Annotated in this window: 11 protein-coding genes; 1 reads left to right on the top strand and 10 read right to left on the bottom strand. The window is 65.1% G+C overall.

Going from position 1 to position 15,972, the window contains the following annotated elements; all coding sequences use genetic code 11:
- Window positions 1–28 precede the first annotated feature (28 nt).
- The 10 genes from ribD to ACTIF6_RS06555 all read right to left on the bottom strand — a co-directional run bounded on the left by ribD (window position 29) and on the right by ACTIF6_RS06555 (window position 11,622).
- Entirely contained in the window at window positions 29–1,177 is a 1,149-nt protein-coding gene (ribD, locus tag ACTIF6_RS06600) for a bifunctional diaminohydroxyphosphoribosylaminopyrimidine deaminase/5-amino-6-(5-phosphoribosylamino)uracil reductase RibD (protein WP_439587211.1), read from the bottom strand.
- Window positions 1,177–1,644 carry a type IV pilin protein gene (locus ACTIF6_RS06595; protein WP_439587210.1) on the bottom strand — a complete coding sequence of 156 codons (468 nt, stop codon included), beginning with the start codon at window positions 1,642–1,644 and terminating at the stop codon, window positions 1,177–1,179. The genes ribD and ACTIF6_RS06595 overlap by 1 nt, the downstream gene beginning before the upstream one ends.
- 26 nt (window positions 1,645–1,670) lie before the next feature.
- Window positions 1,671–5,963: a pilus assembly protein gene (locus tag ACTIF6_RS06590; protein WP_439587209.1), complete on the bottom strand. Its 4,293-nt coding sequence runs from the start codon at window positions 5,961–5,963 to the stop codon at window positions 1,671–1,673.
- Between the two features lie 19 nt (window positions 5,964–5,982).
- Entirely contained in the window at window positions 5,983–6,519 is a 537-nt protein-coding gene (locus tag ACTIF6_RS06585; RefSeq protein WP_439587208.1) for a pilus assembly PilX family protein, read from the bottom strand.
- Complete coding sequence (locus tag ACTIF6_RS06580) at window positions 6,519–7,565, bottom strand: PilW family protein (RefSeq protein WP_439587207.1); 1,047 nt, start codon at window positions 7,563–7,565, stop codon at window positions 6,519–6,521. The genes ACTIF6_RS06585 and ACTIF6_RS06580 overlap by 1 nt, the downstream gene beginning before the upstream one ends.
- The gene (gene pilV, locus ACTIF6_RS06575; protein ID WP_439587206.1) at window positions 7,562–8,059 is read right to left on the bottom strand and encodes a type IV pilus modification protein PilV; all 498 of its coding nucleotides are present in this window, start codon (window positions 8,057–8,059) and stop codon (window positions 7,562–7,564) included. Before pilV ends, ACTIF6_RS06580 begins: the two co-directional genes overlap by 4 nt.
- A gap of 8 nt (window positions 8,060–8,067) precedes the next feature.
- Entirely contained in the window at window positions 8,068–8,679 is a 612-nt protein-coding gene (locus ACTIF6_RS06570; protein ID WP_439587205.1) for a GspH/FimT family pseudopilin, read from the bottom strand.
- A gap of 111 nt (window positions 8,680–8,790) precedes the next feature.
- Window positions 8,791–9,240 (bottom strand): transcriptional regulator NrdR, encoded by a 450-nt coding sequence (gene nrdR, locus ACTIF6_RS06565; RefSeq protein ID WP_439587204.1) that lies wholly within the window; start codon window positions 9,238–9,240, stop codon window positions 8,791–8,793.
- Window positions 9,237–10,481, bottom strand: coding sequence for a serine hydroxymethyltransferase (gene glyA, locus ACTIF6_RS06560; RefSeq protein ID WP_439587203.1), 1,245 nt, complete (start codon window positions 10,479–10,481; stop codon window positions 9,237–9,239). The genes nrdR and glyA overlap by 4 nt, the downstream gene beginning before the upstream one ends.
- 244 nt (window positions 10,482–10,725) lie before the next feature.
- Window positions 10,726–11,622 (bottom strand): transglycosylase SLT domain-containing protein, encoded by an 897-nt coding sequence (locus tag ACTIF6_RS06555; RefSeq protein ID WP_439587202.1) that lies wholly within the window; start codon window positions 11,620–11,622, stop codon window positions 10,726–10,728.
- Between the two features lie 654 nt (window positions 11,623–12,276).
- On the opposite strand from ACTIF6_RS06555, the gene ACTIF6_RS06550 reads away from it, so the two are divergent.
- Entirely contained in the window at window positions 12,277–15,897 is a 3,621-nt protein-coding gene (locus tag ACTIF6_RS06550; protein WP_439587201.1) for a DUF748 domain-containing protein, read from the top strand.
- Window positions 15,898–15,972 lie beyond the last annotated feature (75 nt).

Here is a 15,972-nt window from a genome sequence, read left to right as displayed (position 1 = left end):
CTGTAACGCAAAAAATAAAACTAAAGAACTATTTTATGGGAATGTTCTGTTTTTGCACCCGCGCCAGTATGCGGAGATCCCCACCCACATCCCGAGTGTCAGTGATCGACAGGCGGATGCTCTGGTTCAGTTGCTGGAGCGGGCCGAAATCAGCCACGCGCGCACCCACCCCGAGCAGGCACGGCGCAAGGTAGAGCAGCGCTTCGTCGACAAGTCCCTCACGCAGGAAAGACCCATTGAGCTTGCTGCCGGCCTCCAGGTGCAGTTCGTTGACCTCGCGTCGACCCAGATCGAGCAGCATGCCGGGCAGATCGACCTTGCCGCCATGACCCGGCATCGGGATGAGCGTGGCGCCGCTGGCTTGCAGCGCGGCCATGGCCGCTTCGTTTTTGCTGGCGTGGTAGATCCAGACCTGGCGTGGCAGGCCGTTGCCTGGAGAGCCAAACAGCCGGGCAGTGGGCGGTGTCTTGAGATGGCTGTCGACCACGACCAGGTGCGGCTGGCGTGGCGTTTCCACCAGGCGCGCGTCCAGCATCGGATCGTCTTCCAGCACGGTGCCCACGCCGGTCAGCACCGCGCACGCCCGGGCGCGCCAGGCATGGCCATCGGCGCGTGCGGCTTCACCTGTGATCCACTGGCTCACTCCGTTTTCCAGCGCACTGGTGCCGTCGAGCGACGAGGCCATCTTCATGCGAACCCACGGCTGGCCCCGCGTCATGCGGCTGAAGAAGCCGATGTTGAGTTCGCGAGATGCCAGCGCCGCAGGGTCGTCGGGCGACAGGAGCTCGACCTCGATGCCTGCGGCGCGCAGTCGATGAAGTCCCTGCCCGGCCACCAGGGGGTTGGGGTCCGTGGTGGCGATCACGACCTTGCCGATGTGCGCCTCGATCAGCGCGTCGCAGCAGGGCGGCGTGCGTCCGTGGTGTGAGCAAGGTTCCAGCGTGACAAAGGCGGTGGCGCCCCGTGTGGTTTCGCTTCGTGCGAGGGCGTTGCGCAAGGCCATCACCTCGGCGTGCGGGCCACCGGCCTGTTGTGTATGACCCTCACCGATCACGCGACCGCTGCTGTCCATCAGCACGCAGCCAACGCGCGGATTGGGGTTGGACAGGCGCAAGGAAAGTTGGGCCAGTTCCAGGGCCCGGACCATGCCGCCGGCATCGGCGCGCGCGGGCGCCATCACCTCCAGCAGCCGGCCGGGGTGGTGCCTGTGGCACCCTTGGCGCCCGCCTGGTTCAGCGTCAGGGTGGCGCAAGCGGTGTCGCCTGCCTGCGGGGCTCCGGGCACCGCTTGAAGGGTGTAGGCCGTGGCGGTGGGGTTGGCAGCGTAGCCGAAGGTGTAGATGCCCGCGAGGTCCGTGCGGCAGGTCAGGTTGGGGAGTTCGGCCGAGGTCAGGGCAGTGGCACAACCCGCACCCGTGCGGTTGTAGGCCAGGCAAGTGGTGAAGTTGCGTTCGGTCCACTGGGCCAGCTCCATCACACAGCCTGCCGCGGCAGCGCGCCGGGACTTCTGCATGTAGTTCAGGTAGCTGGGGTAGGCAATGGCCGTGAGGATGCCGACGATGGCCACCACGATCATCAACTCGACCAGCGTGAAGCCACGCTGTCTTCGTTGAGGTTCCCGGACGATGTGAAAGTGGTTGCTCATGGTCTTGAATCCAGTGAGGGACTGGGTCAGTCCCGGATGATCTCGCGCCAGGTCAGGCGACCCCTGACCGGTATGGCACCCGTGTTGACGCGGATGTCTTCCACCGTGCCTTTGGAGCCACCGACTGCGAGGCGGTTGCCCACCAGAATGGCCTCGCCCGGCATGCCCACGCCGAGATCGATCGAGCCTATGTAGGCGCCGCCAAGCAGGTCGTCGATGAAGCTGCCATTGTCATTGACATCGAAGAAGGGTCGGGTCAGGCGGCCGCCAGTGTAAGGGTTGATGGCATTCAGGTAGCCATTGCCGCCGGGCGTGCACTCGTCCACCACCGGAATGATCGAGCTCACCAGCAGGGTGGGTTCGGCCAGTCGGAAAATGTTGGACGCGGTCACGACGCGCTCGGCCCTGGAGGGCGGCGGGGGGGGGGGCCAGTCGATATAGAAGCCCGACCGCCCGGCCATGTCGCCCGCTGCGGCGGTGGCAAAAACGCGCACCGGTTTTCCTGCAAAAGTTCCTTGAGACGACACTGCGCGCCCCATCAGATTTGCACGACCGTTGACGAGGGTATCCCTGTCGATCAACCCGTACCAGGTCTGCTGGGCGTTGGAGCTCGCATCGGCCTGGGTGAAATAGCTGCCGGTGCCGAAGTGGACGAAGCGCTGGCCGAAGTTGACGTCGGTGGAGGCGTCGTTCCGGGTGATCCGCATCGGCGCGGTGATCGGTTGCGGCTGGTTGAGCGCATCCCTGGCCTGGAACATGGGCGCGCCGCCGTTGGCGATGCCCCAACTGGCTACCGTGGCACCCGATACATCGAATTTCCAGACATTGCCGTGCAGATCGCCTGCATAGATGAAGTCCACCCGGCCATCATTGTTGCTGTCGAACAGCCCTGGTGTGGCCAGGCCGTTGTCGCCGGCCACGCCAGTGTCGATCTTCGCCACCAGTGCGCCGGTGACGAGGTTGAAGATGTACAGGACCGCTTTCTGATCGGTGCTGTTGTAGCCGTTGCCGACGATGACCACACGCTCCCCGTTGTTCATGGTGGCCAGCACCGGGCGACCGACCATTTCACCGAGGTCGCGGTCGGTGGTGGAGAAATACTCCCACAGCACGTTCGTGGGCGCGAAGTTCACCGGGTCGGTGACGTCCAGACCGAACAGGCCTTTTCCACCCCGGCCCAGTGTGGCGACGAGATAGTTCCGCGTGTGCAAGGGTGTGCGCGAGGAAACCGCGATGTCGCCGTCGACAAAGTACTCATGATGGTCGTTGTAGGCTGGCAACGACAGGTTCCTGAGGCGGGGCAGCACGCTGCTGGGCACATGGGCGAACAGCTCGGCGCCTGTCCTGGCGTTGAAGGCATGCAGCATGCCGTCATTGGCGCCCACGTACACCGTGTCGGTCTCTCTCACATAGGCGGGAGAGGAATGACTGATGTCTCCAAGCACCGTGCCCGTGATATCGGGTTGCGAACGGTCTCGGAGCGTGCCGCCCCTGTGAACTTCCAGATCGCGAGCTCCACGCAAGTAGTTCAGGAGGTTCTCGGTGGGGACGTGGGTGCGCTCGTTCGCGGAAAGGTTGCTCCAGATGAACAACTTGCCTTTGTCTGGTCCGGTCGCGTCGGACCAGTAGGTGATTTTGCGTGCGCCATGAACAGGGATGTGTTCTGCGGCTCTCCACGCCGCGATCGATCCCACGCCCTCGCTCGTTGCAGGGTATGCCGACAGGTCGCCGGACCAGCGCATGCTGTTGAAGGTGGCCTGGTAAACGAGCGAATCGGTGGAGAGCACCGTGCTGTTGGCGATGATGTTGCCGCCGCTGCCGCTCGTCTCGATGATGTTGTCGAAAGCTCTCCGGAGCGCCTCGCGCAGCCTGAGCGGGTTCTGCACCAGGAAGTAGGTGTCGGGCACGCCATCGCCGTTGACGTCCCATTCCAGCGGGAGGTCGGGCGTGCTGCTGTTGTTGCGGTCCACGAAACCGCCCCACTTGGCCGCGTACCAGAGAGGGTCTTTCAGCAGGGTAGCGCCGCCCGTGCCCGTGTTGGGCGTGAAGACGAAGGTGTTGCCTGCCGCACCCACGCTGGGCAGCGTAGAGCAATCGGCTGGCGGCGTGGTCACGTCGCAGTAACCTGGTGTGCGGCCGGCCGGCACGTTCAGGAAGTAGGAGCCCGAGCCTGTCTCGTCACGGGCGACAAGGTACACGCCATCGTGGGTGCTGCCCGAGATCACGTAGCCCATGTTCTGGTAGATGCCACCGGCCTGGTAGGTCGGGCGCACCGTGACCGAGAGCGTGTTGTCCGCATTGGCCACCACGGTGTACTCGGAGATGGCGTCCATGTCGTGGTCGCCGCCTTGCTCCACGTCTTCGAAGTTGATCTGGAAGCGAGCGTAGTAGCGTCCATCGTTGATGGTGGGATTGGCGTCGGCCGCGCCCGAGTTGGCGATCTGTTCAACGTAGAAGTCGACGATCTGGTTGGTGGGCTGGTAGTTGCCCTTGGTGGCAGAAATGCCCGAACCACCGACCGACTTCGAGAACGGAACCAGATTGATCACGCTGCCATTGGGCAGCTTGGCCTCGATGCGCGGCAGCGGTGAGCTCAGGGCGACCACGTAGTTGTCGACCGTCTGTCTGCCCTGCAGTGTGGGCCGAAGGTCGGTGGTCTTGGCGTAGTACGCCATGGCGGCCGAGTAGTAGCTGCCCTGCTTGGTGGGTTCTTCGGGCGCCAGGCCGCGAATGGTGCCCAGGGAGGTCACGTTCTTTGGTGTGGGTGCCGCGTCGTATGAGCCCGTTCCGGTGCCCGACTGACCGATGAAGCGCATCCCGGTGATGTTGGATTCCACCGCCGTGATGGTCTCAGCAAGGGTGGTCACATTCAGGCCGGTGAGGTCTCCCGTGAAGTTGCTGAAGTGGCTGCCCGGTATGGAGTTCGAGTCGAACGACGGATTGATGTCGGAGATGGTCAGGAAGTTGGCGCGCGAGCAGAACGAGGCTCTCGCCGCGCTCGTGGTGCTGTAGGGATCGTCCCAGGTCGCGCTGCTCAGGCCCACTTGCGTGTCGATGGTGGTTGACGTGTTGAAGGCGGCGGTGGCCGATCCCATGCCCGCAAAGTAGCGCGTGGCTTCGTACAGCATTTCACCGATCGGGTTGCCCCAGTCCACCAGCTCGCCTTCGGTTGCTGCCTTGGCCGAATCGGCGTACGGGTTGGACTTCCAGTATTCGTCAGAATTGCTGCTCTGGTTGAAGCCACGAATGCGCAGCCGGTTGAAGGTGTTCACGATGCGCGCATTCGTTTCGAAAATGCCCGTGTTGGCCACCACTTCGTTGGAGAACGAAGAAACCACCTTGCGCAGCCGCCCGCCCGACATGTGGTTGTCGTAGCTGCCGGTGAGCAGGCCGAACAGCATGGCATCGTTCTCACCATATTCGTGCAGCAGGCCGATCGGCTTGTACTGGCCGTTGGGGTATTGCCTGCAACCGTCGTGGTAGGTGGCGGTGCACACCAGTACGCGAACCGTGCGGTCGACCTGAGCGTCGGTACCTGCGGGGAATCCGCCAGACGACAGGGTGTCGTGCAGCACTGGACGCTCTTTCGAGGCCCATTCCCACACACGGCGGTCATTGCCCACGTTGGTGCGCGTGCGCAGCAGCGGCGCCATGTTGCTGCAGTTGTCGAGCGTGCTGCAGTTGACGCCTCGGTTGGCAGTCAGGTTGCCGAAAAAGTGGCGGCGGTCTGCGGCGGTGGGCTGGGCCAGGGGCGTGTAGTCGCTGATCAGGTAGCCGTCGGTGGCCAGGCTGTGGTATTCCTTCGCCCAGCTGTGCGCATCTTGCGGAATGTAGGCGCGGCGCAGGATGGTCTGGGTGGTGGAGTCGACCTCACGGTGGCCACCGTAGAGCACCTTGCGCAGCGCGTCGATGCGACTGGTGGTGACGTAGTTGAGCCAGTTGCCCGACCAGCGGTGCGTGGTACTTGCAGAGCACCGGCCCAAGGCGTCGGCGGTGGCGCCGGGGCTGTACAGGCCGGTGAGGCCAGAGCCGCTGTACGCATAGCACAGCGTGGAGTCGAACAGGCCGTAGTACGTGATGCTCGGCTTGAATCGCGTGTCCAGCGTGCCGTCGCCGTCGATGTCGCTCGCGTCGTTGTAGGCTTCATAGAAGAACTTGTGATCGCGTCCTGCCACCAGCATCGTCATGGGCCTGGCGCTGATGGTGGCGCCCAATGGCTTGATGGGCCAGGTCAGCGCTTGCACGCCGAGCGTGGCCGACATGATGGCCGTCATGACGACGATCTTCAGGGCGGTGTTCAGGTGTGACAGACTTTTCATGGCGATACTCCGAGGAAAATCATTCGGCAGCAAAGATCGACTGCAGCGTCACGGCAGCCCGGTCGTTGCCGGCGTTGCTTCGAGCGGTGATGCGGTAGCGCTTGCAGTCGTTGCCGGCAGACGGGGTGCCCGGCTGGCAGGGAAAAGTGTTGCCCAGGTACTCGACGATGTACTGCGGCGTGATGCTGATGGGGCCGTTGGCCACCAAGGTGGCGTCCTGCCAGCCGGTGAAGCTTGCATCGGCCCAGCGCATGGTGGCTGCGGCGTCGGGTGCGCCGCAAACCCCCGCCACACAGGCAGCGAGCGCAGCTGGCGTGGGCACGGTGGTCTCCACCAGCGTTTCGGCTTCGCGCAGGGCGGCCTCGGCCGCCTGGAACGACAGGCTTCGGTCGAAGGTCTGCGCCGTCATCCTTTCCTCCAGCGTCACGGTGCGCAACGCGCTCAGGCCGACCAGGGTCATGATCACCAGCAGGATCAATGCAACGACCAACGCCACACCCGCCTGACGCTGGGGCAGGGTGGTGTGGCGCGAAGGGAGGCGGCGTGGAGGTTTCATCAGGCGGGCCTGTTGCGCAGGTTCACGACATGGATCAGTTGGCGTTCGACCGGTTGCTGGTTGGTGCCCACCGCAGCCTGCGTTTGCAGGGTGAGCCTCAGGCGCACGGCCACGACTTGCGCAGCCGCCCCCTGTGTCCAGTCGGTGATGGCTGAGGCGTTGACCCAGTTGGAATCCAGGTTGCCGGTGGCGCTGTTGCGCAGCAGGTAGTCCAGTTGCATGTCTCGGACGCCTTCTGCAATCTCTTCGGTGCCAGCGGCATTGACGCGGAAGAGCGAACGGCCACCGCGGGCGTTGTTGCCAACGTACCAGGTGCTGGCGGTCATGTGCGTGACGAAGCCGCCGGGCTGGAAGGCGCGCGAGTTGCCGGTTTCGCTCGAACAGTCGGTCGGAAAGTTCAGACCTTCGCTGCAGTTGTCATTGATGCCGGCGCCATTGTCGTGGGCGACCACGGCCGATGTACCTGAGGTCGCGCTGGTGAGCTTGGCCAGCGCGGCCGACTGCCCATCGCAGACCACCACGATGTTGTTGGTACCGAAACCGTGGTTGATCGTGCTGAGCGTGATCTGGGCGGTGCCTGCGTTGTGCGAGGTGATGGTCACGCCATCGAACATGCCACCGCTGAGCACGCGCACGGCATCGGTGTTGGCAACGCGCTCACCGACGGCCGTTCCCGTGGTCACGATGCCGGTGGCTACCTGCGCACCATCGAATCCCTGGAGCACGCCCGCATCCCAATTGGATGTCCAGGCCGTTCCTGCGTTGTTGAGCACGTTGGCCATCAGGGTGGCGCCACACAGGTTGCCGCCGGCCTGGCGCACTTCGCGCGCCATGAGTTCGAAGGAAATGCGGGCGTTCTCCTGCAGCCGCCCGAGGTTCTCGTTGGTGCGGAAGGTCTGCTGGTTGGTCATGAAAATGTTGATCACGCCGCCGATGAGCAAGAGGCCCAGCACCAGCGCGACCATCAGCTCGACAATGCTGAAACCCGCCTGGCGCATGCGACCCGGGCGGGAGAGCGGTTTTGAGGAAGGTGCAGTGCTGCTCATAGGCGGCTCGTGGTTTCGAAGCGCTGGGTGCCCAGACCGCCGGCCCGGCTGTCGTCCCACGTGATCTGGATGGTGCACAGGCCGGTGACATCGCAACTGATGGCGCCGCAAGTCGTGTCTTCGTTGCCCAGGCTCGTGCGAAGGCTCTGTAGCCAATCCCTGCGGTTGTTGTCCGACAGCGTGGCGCCCGTGATGGCCAGTGGGTTGCAGATCGGCGCGATGACGCCTGCGCTGACCGCACCCGTGTTGTAGGTCAGGGAAATGGCTGCGGCGCGGTCTGCGCGCATGGCGTCGAGCATGTAGTAGCTCAGCATCACGGCCTGGCCGCGTGCGTAGCTGCTCTGGTTGGTCTTGAGCGCATTGGCTTGCAGTCCGGCCATGCCCAGCAGACCAAGGGCCAGGATGAGCACGGCCACCAGGATTTCGATCAGGCCCACGCCACGCTGGCTTCGAGCGCTGCGGGGGCGATCTGGAAGGGTGCGGGCAGGGCGCATTCGGTTCCTCATGGTGCAGCGGGGCAAGTGGCGGCGACAGAAGCAGGCGTCGTGGTGGTGACCCGACCTGAAGCGGTGATGGCGATGTCGCGCGCGCGGCGCGTGTCGGCGAGGGATGCGGCGGTGCTGCAAACACGAAGCGTGCCCGCCTGCGAAGCCCCATTCATCAGCTTGGCCTGCCCGTCAGAGGCAAAAGAGACGAAGTTCGGGACACCTGAAGAGCCCAACATGGCGATGTTGCCGCTGGCGGCTGCGTTGCTCGCCAGGATCGCTTCGCCGCCGTCGACCGCTGCGTCGGCCGACGACCGGGTGGTGTCGACAAAAATGATCCAGCCCTGTGCCCAGCTGCCGGCGGTGGTGCAGCCGGTGGCATTGGCGCTCTTGCACATGGTCACGCGCGTGCCGCGACGAATGGCCTCGGTGCGAGCCAGCGCCAGGGCGCTGACCACATCGTTGGTGCTGCTGGTCAGCCGGTTGGATGCCACGGCCGACTGGAAACTGGGCACACCCACGGCCAGCAGGATGGCCATGATCGCCACGCCGACCATGAGCTCGATCAGCGTGAAGCCCGCCTGCGGGCCGCGCACGCGCCCAGGCCAATAGGTAAATGAATGTTTCACGTCCGAATTGTGGGCGGGCGCCACTCTCCGGGCCCCGGACAGACGCCGAAGTGCCGTCTGGAGAGGATGGACGGTCGACGCCGTACCGGACGTCACGAAAACCCGGGACGTTCAGCGCCGAACTTCGTCCACGAGGGCCCGGAATTCGTCGATGTCCTCGAAGCTGCGGTAGACGCTGGCAAAGCGGATGTAGGCCACCTTGTCCAGCTTTTTGAGTTCGCGCATCACCATTTCACCCAGGCGCGTGGCGGGTACTTCGCGCGCACCCAGGTTGAGCAGCTTTTCCTCGATGCGCTCGATCGCGGCGTCCACCACCTCGGTGCTCACCGGGCGCTTGCGCAGCGCCAGGGCGAACGAGGCGCGCAGCTTGGCGGGCACGTAGTCCACTCGCCGCCCGTCCTTCTTCACCACCGCCGGGAAGCTCACTTCGGGCCGCTCGTAGGTGGTGAACCGCTTCTCGCAATGCCCGCACTGGCGCCGCCGGCGGATGAAATCCGCGTCCTCGGAGACCCGGGTCTCAACGACCTGGGTTTCCAGATGGCCGCAGAAAGGGCATTTCATCGGTACACGGGAAAGCGCGCGGTCAACGCGTTGACTTTCGCACGCACCGCTTCAATGTTCGCCGGATCGCGCGGGTTGTCCAGCACGTCGGCGATCAGGTTCGCCGTCAGGCGCGCTTCCTCGTCCTTGAAGCCTCGCGTGGTCATGGCGGGTGTGCCGATGCGCACACCGCTGGTCACCATGGGCTTTTCCGGGTCGTTCGGAATCGCGTTCTTGTTGATCGTCATGTGTGCGCTGCCCAGCACGGCTTCGGCTTCCTTGCCGGTGATGCCCTTGGCGCGCAGGTCGACCAGCATCACGTGGCTTTCAGTGCGCCCGCTGACGATCCGAAGGCCGCGAGAAACCAGCGTTTCGGCGACGATGCGTGCATTTGCCAACACTTGTTGTTGATATGTCTTGAATTCAGGCGCAAGCGCTTCCTTGAAAGCCACCGCCTTGGCCGCAATCACATGCATCAGCGGGCCGCCCTGCAGGCCGGGGAAGATGGCGCTGTTGATGGCCTTTTCGTGCTGGGCCTTCATCAGAATGATGCCGCCGCGCGGGCCCCGTAGGCTCTTGTGGGTGGTGGAGGTCACCACGTCGGCGTGCGGCACCGGGTTGGGGTAGATGCCGGCAGCGATCAGGCCGGCGTAGTGCGCCATGTCGACCATGAAGATGGCGCCCACATCCTTGGCCACCTTGGCGAAGCGCTCGAAGTCGATGCGCAGGCTGTAGGCCGATGCCCCGGCGATGATGAGCTTGGGCTTGGTCTCGTGCGCCTTGCGTTCCATGGCGTCGTAGTCGATCTCCTCCTTGTCGTTCAGGCCGTAGGACACGACGTTGAACCACTTGCCGCTCATGTTGAGCGCCATGCCATGGGTGAGGTGACCACCTTCAGCCAGGCTCATGCCCATGATGGTGTCGCCGGGCTTGAGGAAGGCGAGGAACACGGCCTCGTTGGCCGATGCACCGCAGTGGGCCTGCACGTTGGCCGCTTCGGCGCCGAAGATCTGCTTGACGCGGTCAATGGCGAGCTGCTCGGCGATGTCGACGAACTCGCAACCACCGTAGTAGCGCTTGCCCGGGTAGCCTTCAGCGTATTTGTTGGTGAGCTGCGTGCCCTGCGCGGCCATCACAGCCGGCGAGGCGTAGTTTTCGCTTGCGATCAGCTCGATGTGGTGTTCCTGGCGCGCGTTCTCGGCCTGGATGGCGGCAAAGATCTCAGGATCGGTTTGCTCGATGAGGTGTTGGCGGTCGTACATGGCAGTCCTTCAAGACGTGAATCCTTGCGCAAAGACAAGGGCTGCCCAGGCGAACGGCTGAACACCGGTATCTTCGCGATCCCGGCGGTACGCTTCCCAGTGGTTGTCCCTGCGTCGATCGATGTGAACGGGTCAGGGGGGCCACGTCAGCGCCAGCCCCCGGCCTCTGTGGGTCGGGGTCGCGCGCCTATCGCCAGTTGCGTACCCGGCGAGTTTAGCCGAGCCCGCCAGGTCGACGCTTCGCTCAGGAGCGTGTCAGGCTTCCTGCCGGCAGGGAGGGCTGGGCCGGGCCTTCGGCTTCGAGCTCGGTCCCCGGCTTCGAAGGCGCCGGCACCACCGGCGCGGCGGGTGCCACCACCGGAATGGGGCGCGCCTGCGGCACGTAACGCTGCATGGGCTTGCCCTTGGCCACGCTCTGGATCCGAAGGTGCTCGCTCATCACCTTGTTGATGTACCAGCTGCCGTCGGTGCTGACCGCGCCCACGTACAGGCGCAGTCCGCCCTCCACGGAGCCGGCGCGCTTGATGCAGTCCTGCAGGACGCGAACACCCACGCGCAGGTTGGACATCGGATCGAATGCCGCCAGGTGGCCGCCGAAGTCTTCGTACTTTTCCGTGTGAACGCGGGTCAGCACCTGCATGAGGCCCTGCGCACCCACCGGGCTCTGGGCAAACGGGTTGAAGCGCGATTCAACCGCCATCACGGCCAGGATCAGTGTGGGGTCGAGGTTGGCCCTGGCGCCGATCTCATAGGCCTCTGCGACCAGCGCGCCCAGAGGTTCGGCAGCCACGCGGTATTTGCGGCTGAGCCAGTAGGCCACGTTGGCCTGCTCTTTGGGCAACGCGGCAGGCAGGGCGGCCGTCACACGGTCGATGGCGCTGGGCTCGGCGGCGTACACCGTGTCTTCGGCCAGGGCTTCCTGACGTTCCAGCAGCCAGCCCAGCAGTTGCTGTTCGGCGTTCTGGCGAAGGTCGGCGCGTGCACTCAAGGTAATGAGGGCCACGGCCAGCAGCGTGCCCAGCAGGGCCAGGCTGTTGTGCGTGATGTCGAAGAAGCCCTGATACGTGTCCCGCAGCGCGGTCTTCAGGGATGCCACGGCACGTGAGGTGCTCTGGTGTGGCGATGCGTTGTTCGCGGTCATTTGATCGCTCCTTGGATGGGGTCGCCATCGGCCGGTTGCCTCGTGGGGCGGGGGCCGACTTAGCCAGTCTGGCAGCGTTGCGGGTTAACCCTGAACGGGCAGGCGAGCGGATCGTAGGTGCTTATTAATACCCGGTCAATGTTTTTGAATCAATTTTTAACAACTGAAAGTTATAAACAAGTGTCAGCAAACGTAAGCGATTGGACTTCGCTAGCGCGGACCCTTGCATGCACAGGGGCTGCGGGCGGTTGCATTGGTAACGACCGTTTGTCGGCTGGCGACCACCTTTCATGTTTCGAAATGCGATTTTCAGGCCTCCGAATGGCGTCACCGGGGGTGATTGAAAATCTGCATGGCTTTCTCGCGCCGGCGTATTGATCCCATCGAATGAGGGGAGTAACCTGTGACTGCCTGTTCGATGACAGGCGCACGCTGGCAACGCGGTGAACCGCACGCCGGCACCCAACGGGAGCAATCTCTTGCTTCCAGGCTGGAGGGACATCCAACTCCCACCGCCAAATCGACGGCAAGAGCATTTCGCCCGCCGTCAACCCCGGCAGGCTTTGTCTGCCGGGGTTTCTTTTTGGCGGCACCCCGGCGCGAGCCGGCGCATCGGCGACACTGGCAGTGATACTGGCCCCCGTTTTCATCGCGATGAACGCCATCACCATTTCCCCTCGCATCAGGCCCTGGTTGAGGCGATTGCTGATCGCCCTGGGTGCGCTCCTTCTGCTGTGGGTGCTCGCCTGGCTGGCGGTGCCCCCGTTGCTGAAGTGGCAGTTGGAGAAGCGGGCGTCCGAGATGCTGGGCAGGGCGGTGACGGTGGAGCGCATCGACTTTCAGCCCTGGTCGCTGGCGCTCACCCTGGAAGGTCTGAAGGTGGCCGATGCCTCGGGCGGCGATGCGCAGTTTTCGCTGGCACGCCTGTACGTCAACGCCGAACTGCAATCGATCCTGCGCCTGGCGCCGGTGATTTCCGCGCTGACTTTCGAGCAGCCCCGGTTGAACTTGCGTCATCTGGGCGAGGGTCGCTACGACGTGGACGACATCCTGCAGCGCTTGCGCCCGAGTGAGAGCGCCGAGCCCTCAGAGCCCAGCCACTTTGCGCTCTTCAATATAGGTGTGCTCGGCGGCGCGCTGGATTTTGCGGACGACAGCACCGGCTCCATCCACCGGCTCACCGATTTCAACCTGGGGGTGCCGTTTCTCAGCAACCTGCCGTCCCGGCAGGAGGTGGTGACCGAGCCGCACGTGGCCTTCATGCTCAACGGCAGCGCGTTTGACTCTCGGGCGAGCAGCACGCCCTTTGCCCAGACGCGCGACACAGACGCCGTGCTGGACATCCCGGCCCTGGACCTGGCGCCTTACCTGCCTTACTGGCCCGCGCAATGGCCGGTGCAACCCAAGGCCGGCACCCTGCATCTGGCGCTCAAACTCGATTTCGATCAGCAGGCGCAACCGCGCCTGGCGGTCTCTGGCAAGGTGGGGCTTTCGGGGTTGCGCGTGGTCGAGCGTGCCGGAACGTCGGCCGACGCAGGCTTGTTGTCGTGGGACCGGCTGCAGGTGGACATCAACCGCCTGGAGCCGCTGGCGCGCATGGCCGACCTGGCTTTGTTGGAACTGCACGCCCCGAGCCTGGCGCTCGCACGCGACGCGCAGGGGCGCCTGAACCTCGAGCGCATCGGGACCGCATTCAGCCAACTGTCGCCTGCAGCCACAACCGAGCCGCCACCGGCCACCGCTTCCCCCTGGCAAGTGAAGGTGGCGCGGGTCTCGCTCGATGGCGGCACGCTGCCCTGGGCCGACGCTTCGGTCCGGCCCGCCGCGGATCTGGCCGTGACCGCGCTGAATGTGCAGGTGCAGAACCTGAACTGGCCCATGGAAGCCCCGGCGCCCTTCGAAGTCAGTGCTCGGCTCGGCGACACGCCGATCGGCTTGAAGGGCAGCGCCACTGCCAGTGAAGTGCAGGCGCTCTCGTCCATTGGAGAGCTTGAGCTGAGCACCCTGGCGCCTTACGTGGCTGATGTGCTGACGCCCGAACTCGGCGGACGCCTGCGTGCGGAACTGGGCCTCGTGTGGCGTGCCGCCCAGGGTGAGCAGCCCATGGTCCTCTCGGTCGACGTTCCGGACTTGCAAGTGGATGCCGTGCGGCTGGGCCCATCCCGGCGCCCGCTGGCCAGCCTGGGCACACTGCAGGTGAAGGATGCGCGGGTGGACCTCGGCGCCCGCACCGTGACGGTGGCCAAGGTGCTGGTCAACCGCCTGCAGGCGGGTATTCAGAGGGACAAGAGCGGTCGCTGGCAGGCGCAGGACTGGGCAAAGCCCAGCACTGCAAAGCCTGCCGACGCCGCAGCGTCCCCACCGTGGCAGGTCACGTTGGCCGATGTGGAAGTCGACGGCGGCAACCTGCTGCTGGACGACCGCGCGCCGACGCGCCCGGTGAATCTGGCCGTGAGCCAGCTCAAGCTGCAGTTGAAGAACCTGCAACCATTGGCGAGCAAGCCGCCCGACATGCCGATGTCCCTGCAACTGCGGGTGGGGCCAGCGCAGGCGGCGCGGGGCGAACCTGGCCGGCTCTCTGTCGAAGGTGCGCTGCGCCTGCCAGCCGCCAGCGATGGTCTGCGTGTGAAGGCCAGGGTGCAGGCCGATCGCCTCCCGTTGCACGAGTTCGAACCGTATTTCGGTGACCGACTGAACCTCGAATTGCTGCGCGCGGACGCCAGTTACCGGGGTTCGGTGGAAGCGGCGTTGCCCGCCTCAGGTCTGGCGTTGTCACTGGCGGGTCAGGTCTCGCTGGACGATCTGCGTGCCAACACGCTGTCCCCGGCCGAAGACCTGCTGGCCTGGAAATCGCTGCAGTTGCGCGGCCTGGCATTGACCATGGCGCCCGGCAAGGCGACCCGCCTGGCGGTGGAGGAGACTGTGCTCAGCGATTATTTCGCTCGCCTCATCATCGACGAGACCGGGCGCATCAACCTGCAAGGGCTGCTGAAGCCGGCGGAAGGCGAGCAAGCCGCTGTGGCGGCGCCTCCTGCCTCCGCGCCGGTGGCCGGTGTGTCCCCGGAGCCAGAGGCCGAGGTGCGCTTCGGACCGGTCAGCCTGGTCAACGGTCGCGTGTTGTTCTCCGACCGTTTCATCAAGCCGAACTACTCCGCCAACCTCAGCGAACTCACCGGCGGGCTCAGCGCATTTTCCAATGCCGGTGCCTCCGGCAGCGCCCCTCAGCTCGGCGACCTGACCCTGCGCGGACGCGCCGAGGGCACTGCCGCGCTGGAAATCGACGGCAAGCTCAACCCACTGGTCCAACCCTTGGCGCTGGACATCCGCGGCAAGGTGCGCAACCTGGAGCTGCCACCGCTCTCGCCCTACACCGTGAAGTACGCGGGGCATGGCATCGAACGCGGCAAGCTCAGCGTGGACGTGGCTTACAAGGTGGAGCCCAGCGGACAGCTGACCGCTAGCAACCAGATCATCCTCAACCAGCTCAGCTTCGGCGACCGGGTGGCGGGTAGCGAAGCGCCCAACCTGCCCATCAAGCTGGCGGTGGCCTTGCTGGCCGACCGCAATGGCGTGATCGACATCAACCTGCCCATCAGTGGCTCGCTCAACGACCCGCAGTTTCGCCTCGCGCCATTGATCTTCCGGCTCATCTTCAACCTGATCGGCAAGGCCGTGACCGCCCCGTTCTCGCTGATTGCCAGTGCCTTTGGCGGCGGCGGGCCCGAAATGAGCCAGGTGGCGTTTGGCGAAGGCCGCCAGACGCTGGACGCCGCCAGCCGCGAGCGGCTCGACGCGGTGGCCAAGGCGCTGGTGGAGCGGCCCGCGCTGCAGGTCACGGTGGTGGGGCAGGCCGATCTCGAATCCGAGCGCGCCGGCTACCAGCGCTCTCGACTCGATCAGCAGGTGCTGGCCGAGAAGCGACGCTCGCTCGCCCGCTCGGGCACACCGCCAGCAGAGGGGCTCACGGTCTCGGCGGCGGAATACCCTGCGCTTCTCAAAGAGGTGTACCGGCGCGCCGACATCCCCAAGCCGCGCAACGTGATCGGCCTTGCCAAAGACATTCCACAGGCCGAGATGGAGGCCCTGTTGATGGCGGCGGTCCCGGTCACGCCCGATGCGGTGCGTGAGCTGGCGGTGGCGCGTGCGGTGGCGGTGAAGGACTACCTGGCCAGCCGGGAATTGCCCGAGGAGCGCCTGTTTCTTGGCGCTCCCATGCTGGGGCGCCAGGGCGAGAACTGGCGTCCTCAGGCCGAACTCCGGCTCGCCCCGCGCTGAGTCCGCGAGCGCGGGTAGGGCTGCGCGCCAACTGCGGCGACAATACGCGCTGGTCGCGCCGCCGTGGCGCCGGCC

The sequence above is a fragment of the Hydrogenophaga sp. genome, from assembly GCF_051860785.1.
GTDB lineage: Bacteria > Pseudomonadota > Gammaproteobacteria > Burkholderiales > Burkholderiaceae_C > Hydrogenophaga.
This window is presented reverse-complemented; position numbering and strand designations above follow the sequence as displayed.

Coding starts and splice junctions, on each gene's coding strand:
- ribD (WP_439587211.1), bottom strand. CDS start 1,177: ATGGCGCCCGCGCGCGCCGATGCCGGCGGCATGGTCCGGGCCCTGGAA.
- ACTIF6_RS06555 (WP_439587202.1), bottom strand. CDS start 11,622: ATGACCGCGAACAACGCATCGCCACACCAGAGCACCTCACGTGCCGTG.
- ACTIF6_RS06590 (WP_439587209.1), bottom strand. CDS start 5,963: ATGAAAAGTCTGTCACACCTGAACACCGCCCTGAAGATCGTCGTCATG.
- glyA (WP_439587203.1), bottom strand. CDS start 10,481: ATGTACGACCGCCAACACCTCATCGAGCAAACCGATCCTGAGATCTTT.
- ACTIF6_RS06595 (WP_439587210.1), bottom strand. CDS start 1,644: ATGAGCAACCACTTTCACATCGTCCGGGAACCTCAACGAAGACAGCGT.
- ACTIF6_RS06580 (WP_439587207.1), bottom strand. CDS start 7,565: ATGAGCAGCACTGCACCTTCCTCAAAACCGCTCTCCCGCCCGGGTCGC.
- pilV (WP_439587206.1), bottom strand. CDS start 8,059: ATGCGCCCTGCCCGCACCCTTCCAGATCGCCCCCGCAGCGCTCGAAGC.
- nrdR (WP_439587204.1), bottom strand. CDS start 9,240: ATGAAATGCCCTTTCTGCGGCCATCTGGAAACCCAGGTCGTTGAGACC.
- ACTIF6_RS06585 (WP_439587208.1), bottom strand. CDS start 6,519: ATGAAACCTCCACGCCGCCTCCCTTCGCGCCACACCACCCTGCCCCAG.
- ACTIF6_RS06550 (WP_439587201.1), top strand. CDS start 12,277: ATGAACGCCATCACCATTTCCCCTCGCATCAGGCCCTGGTTGAGGCGA.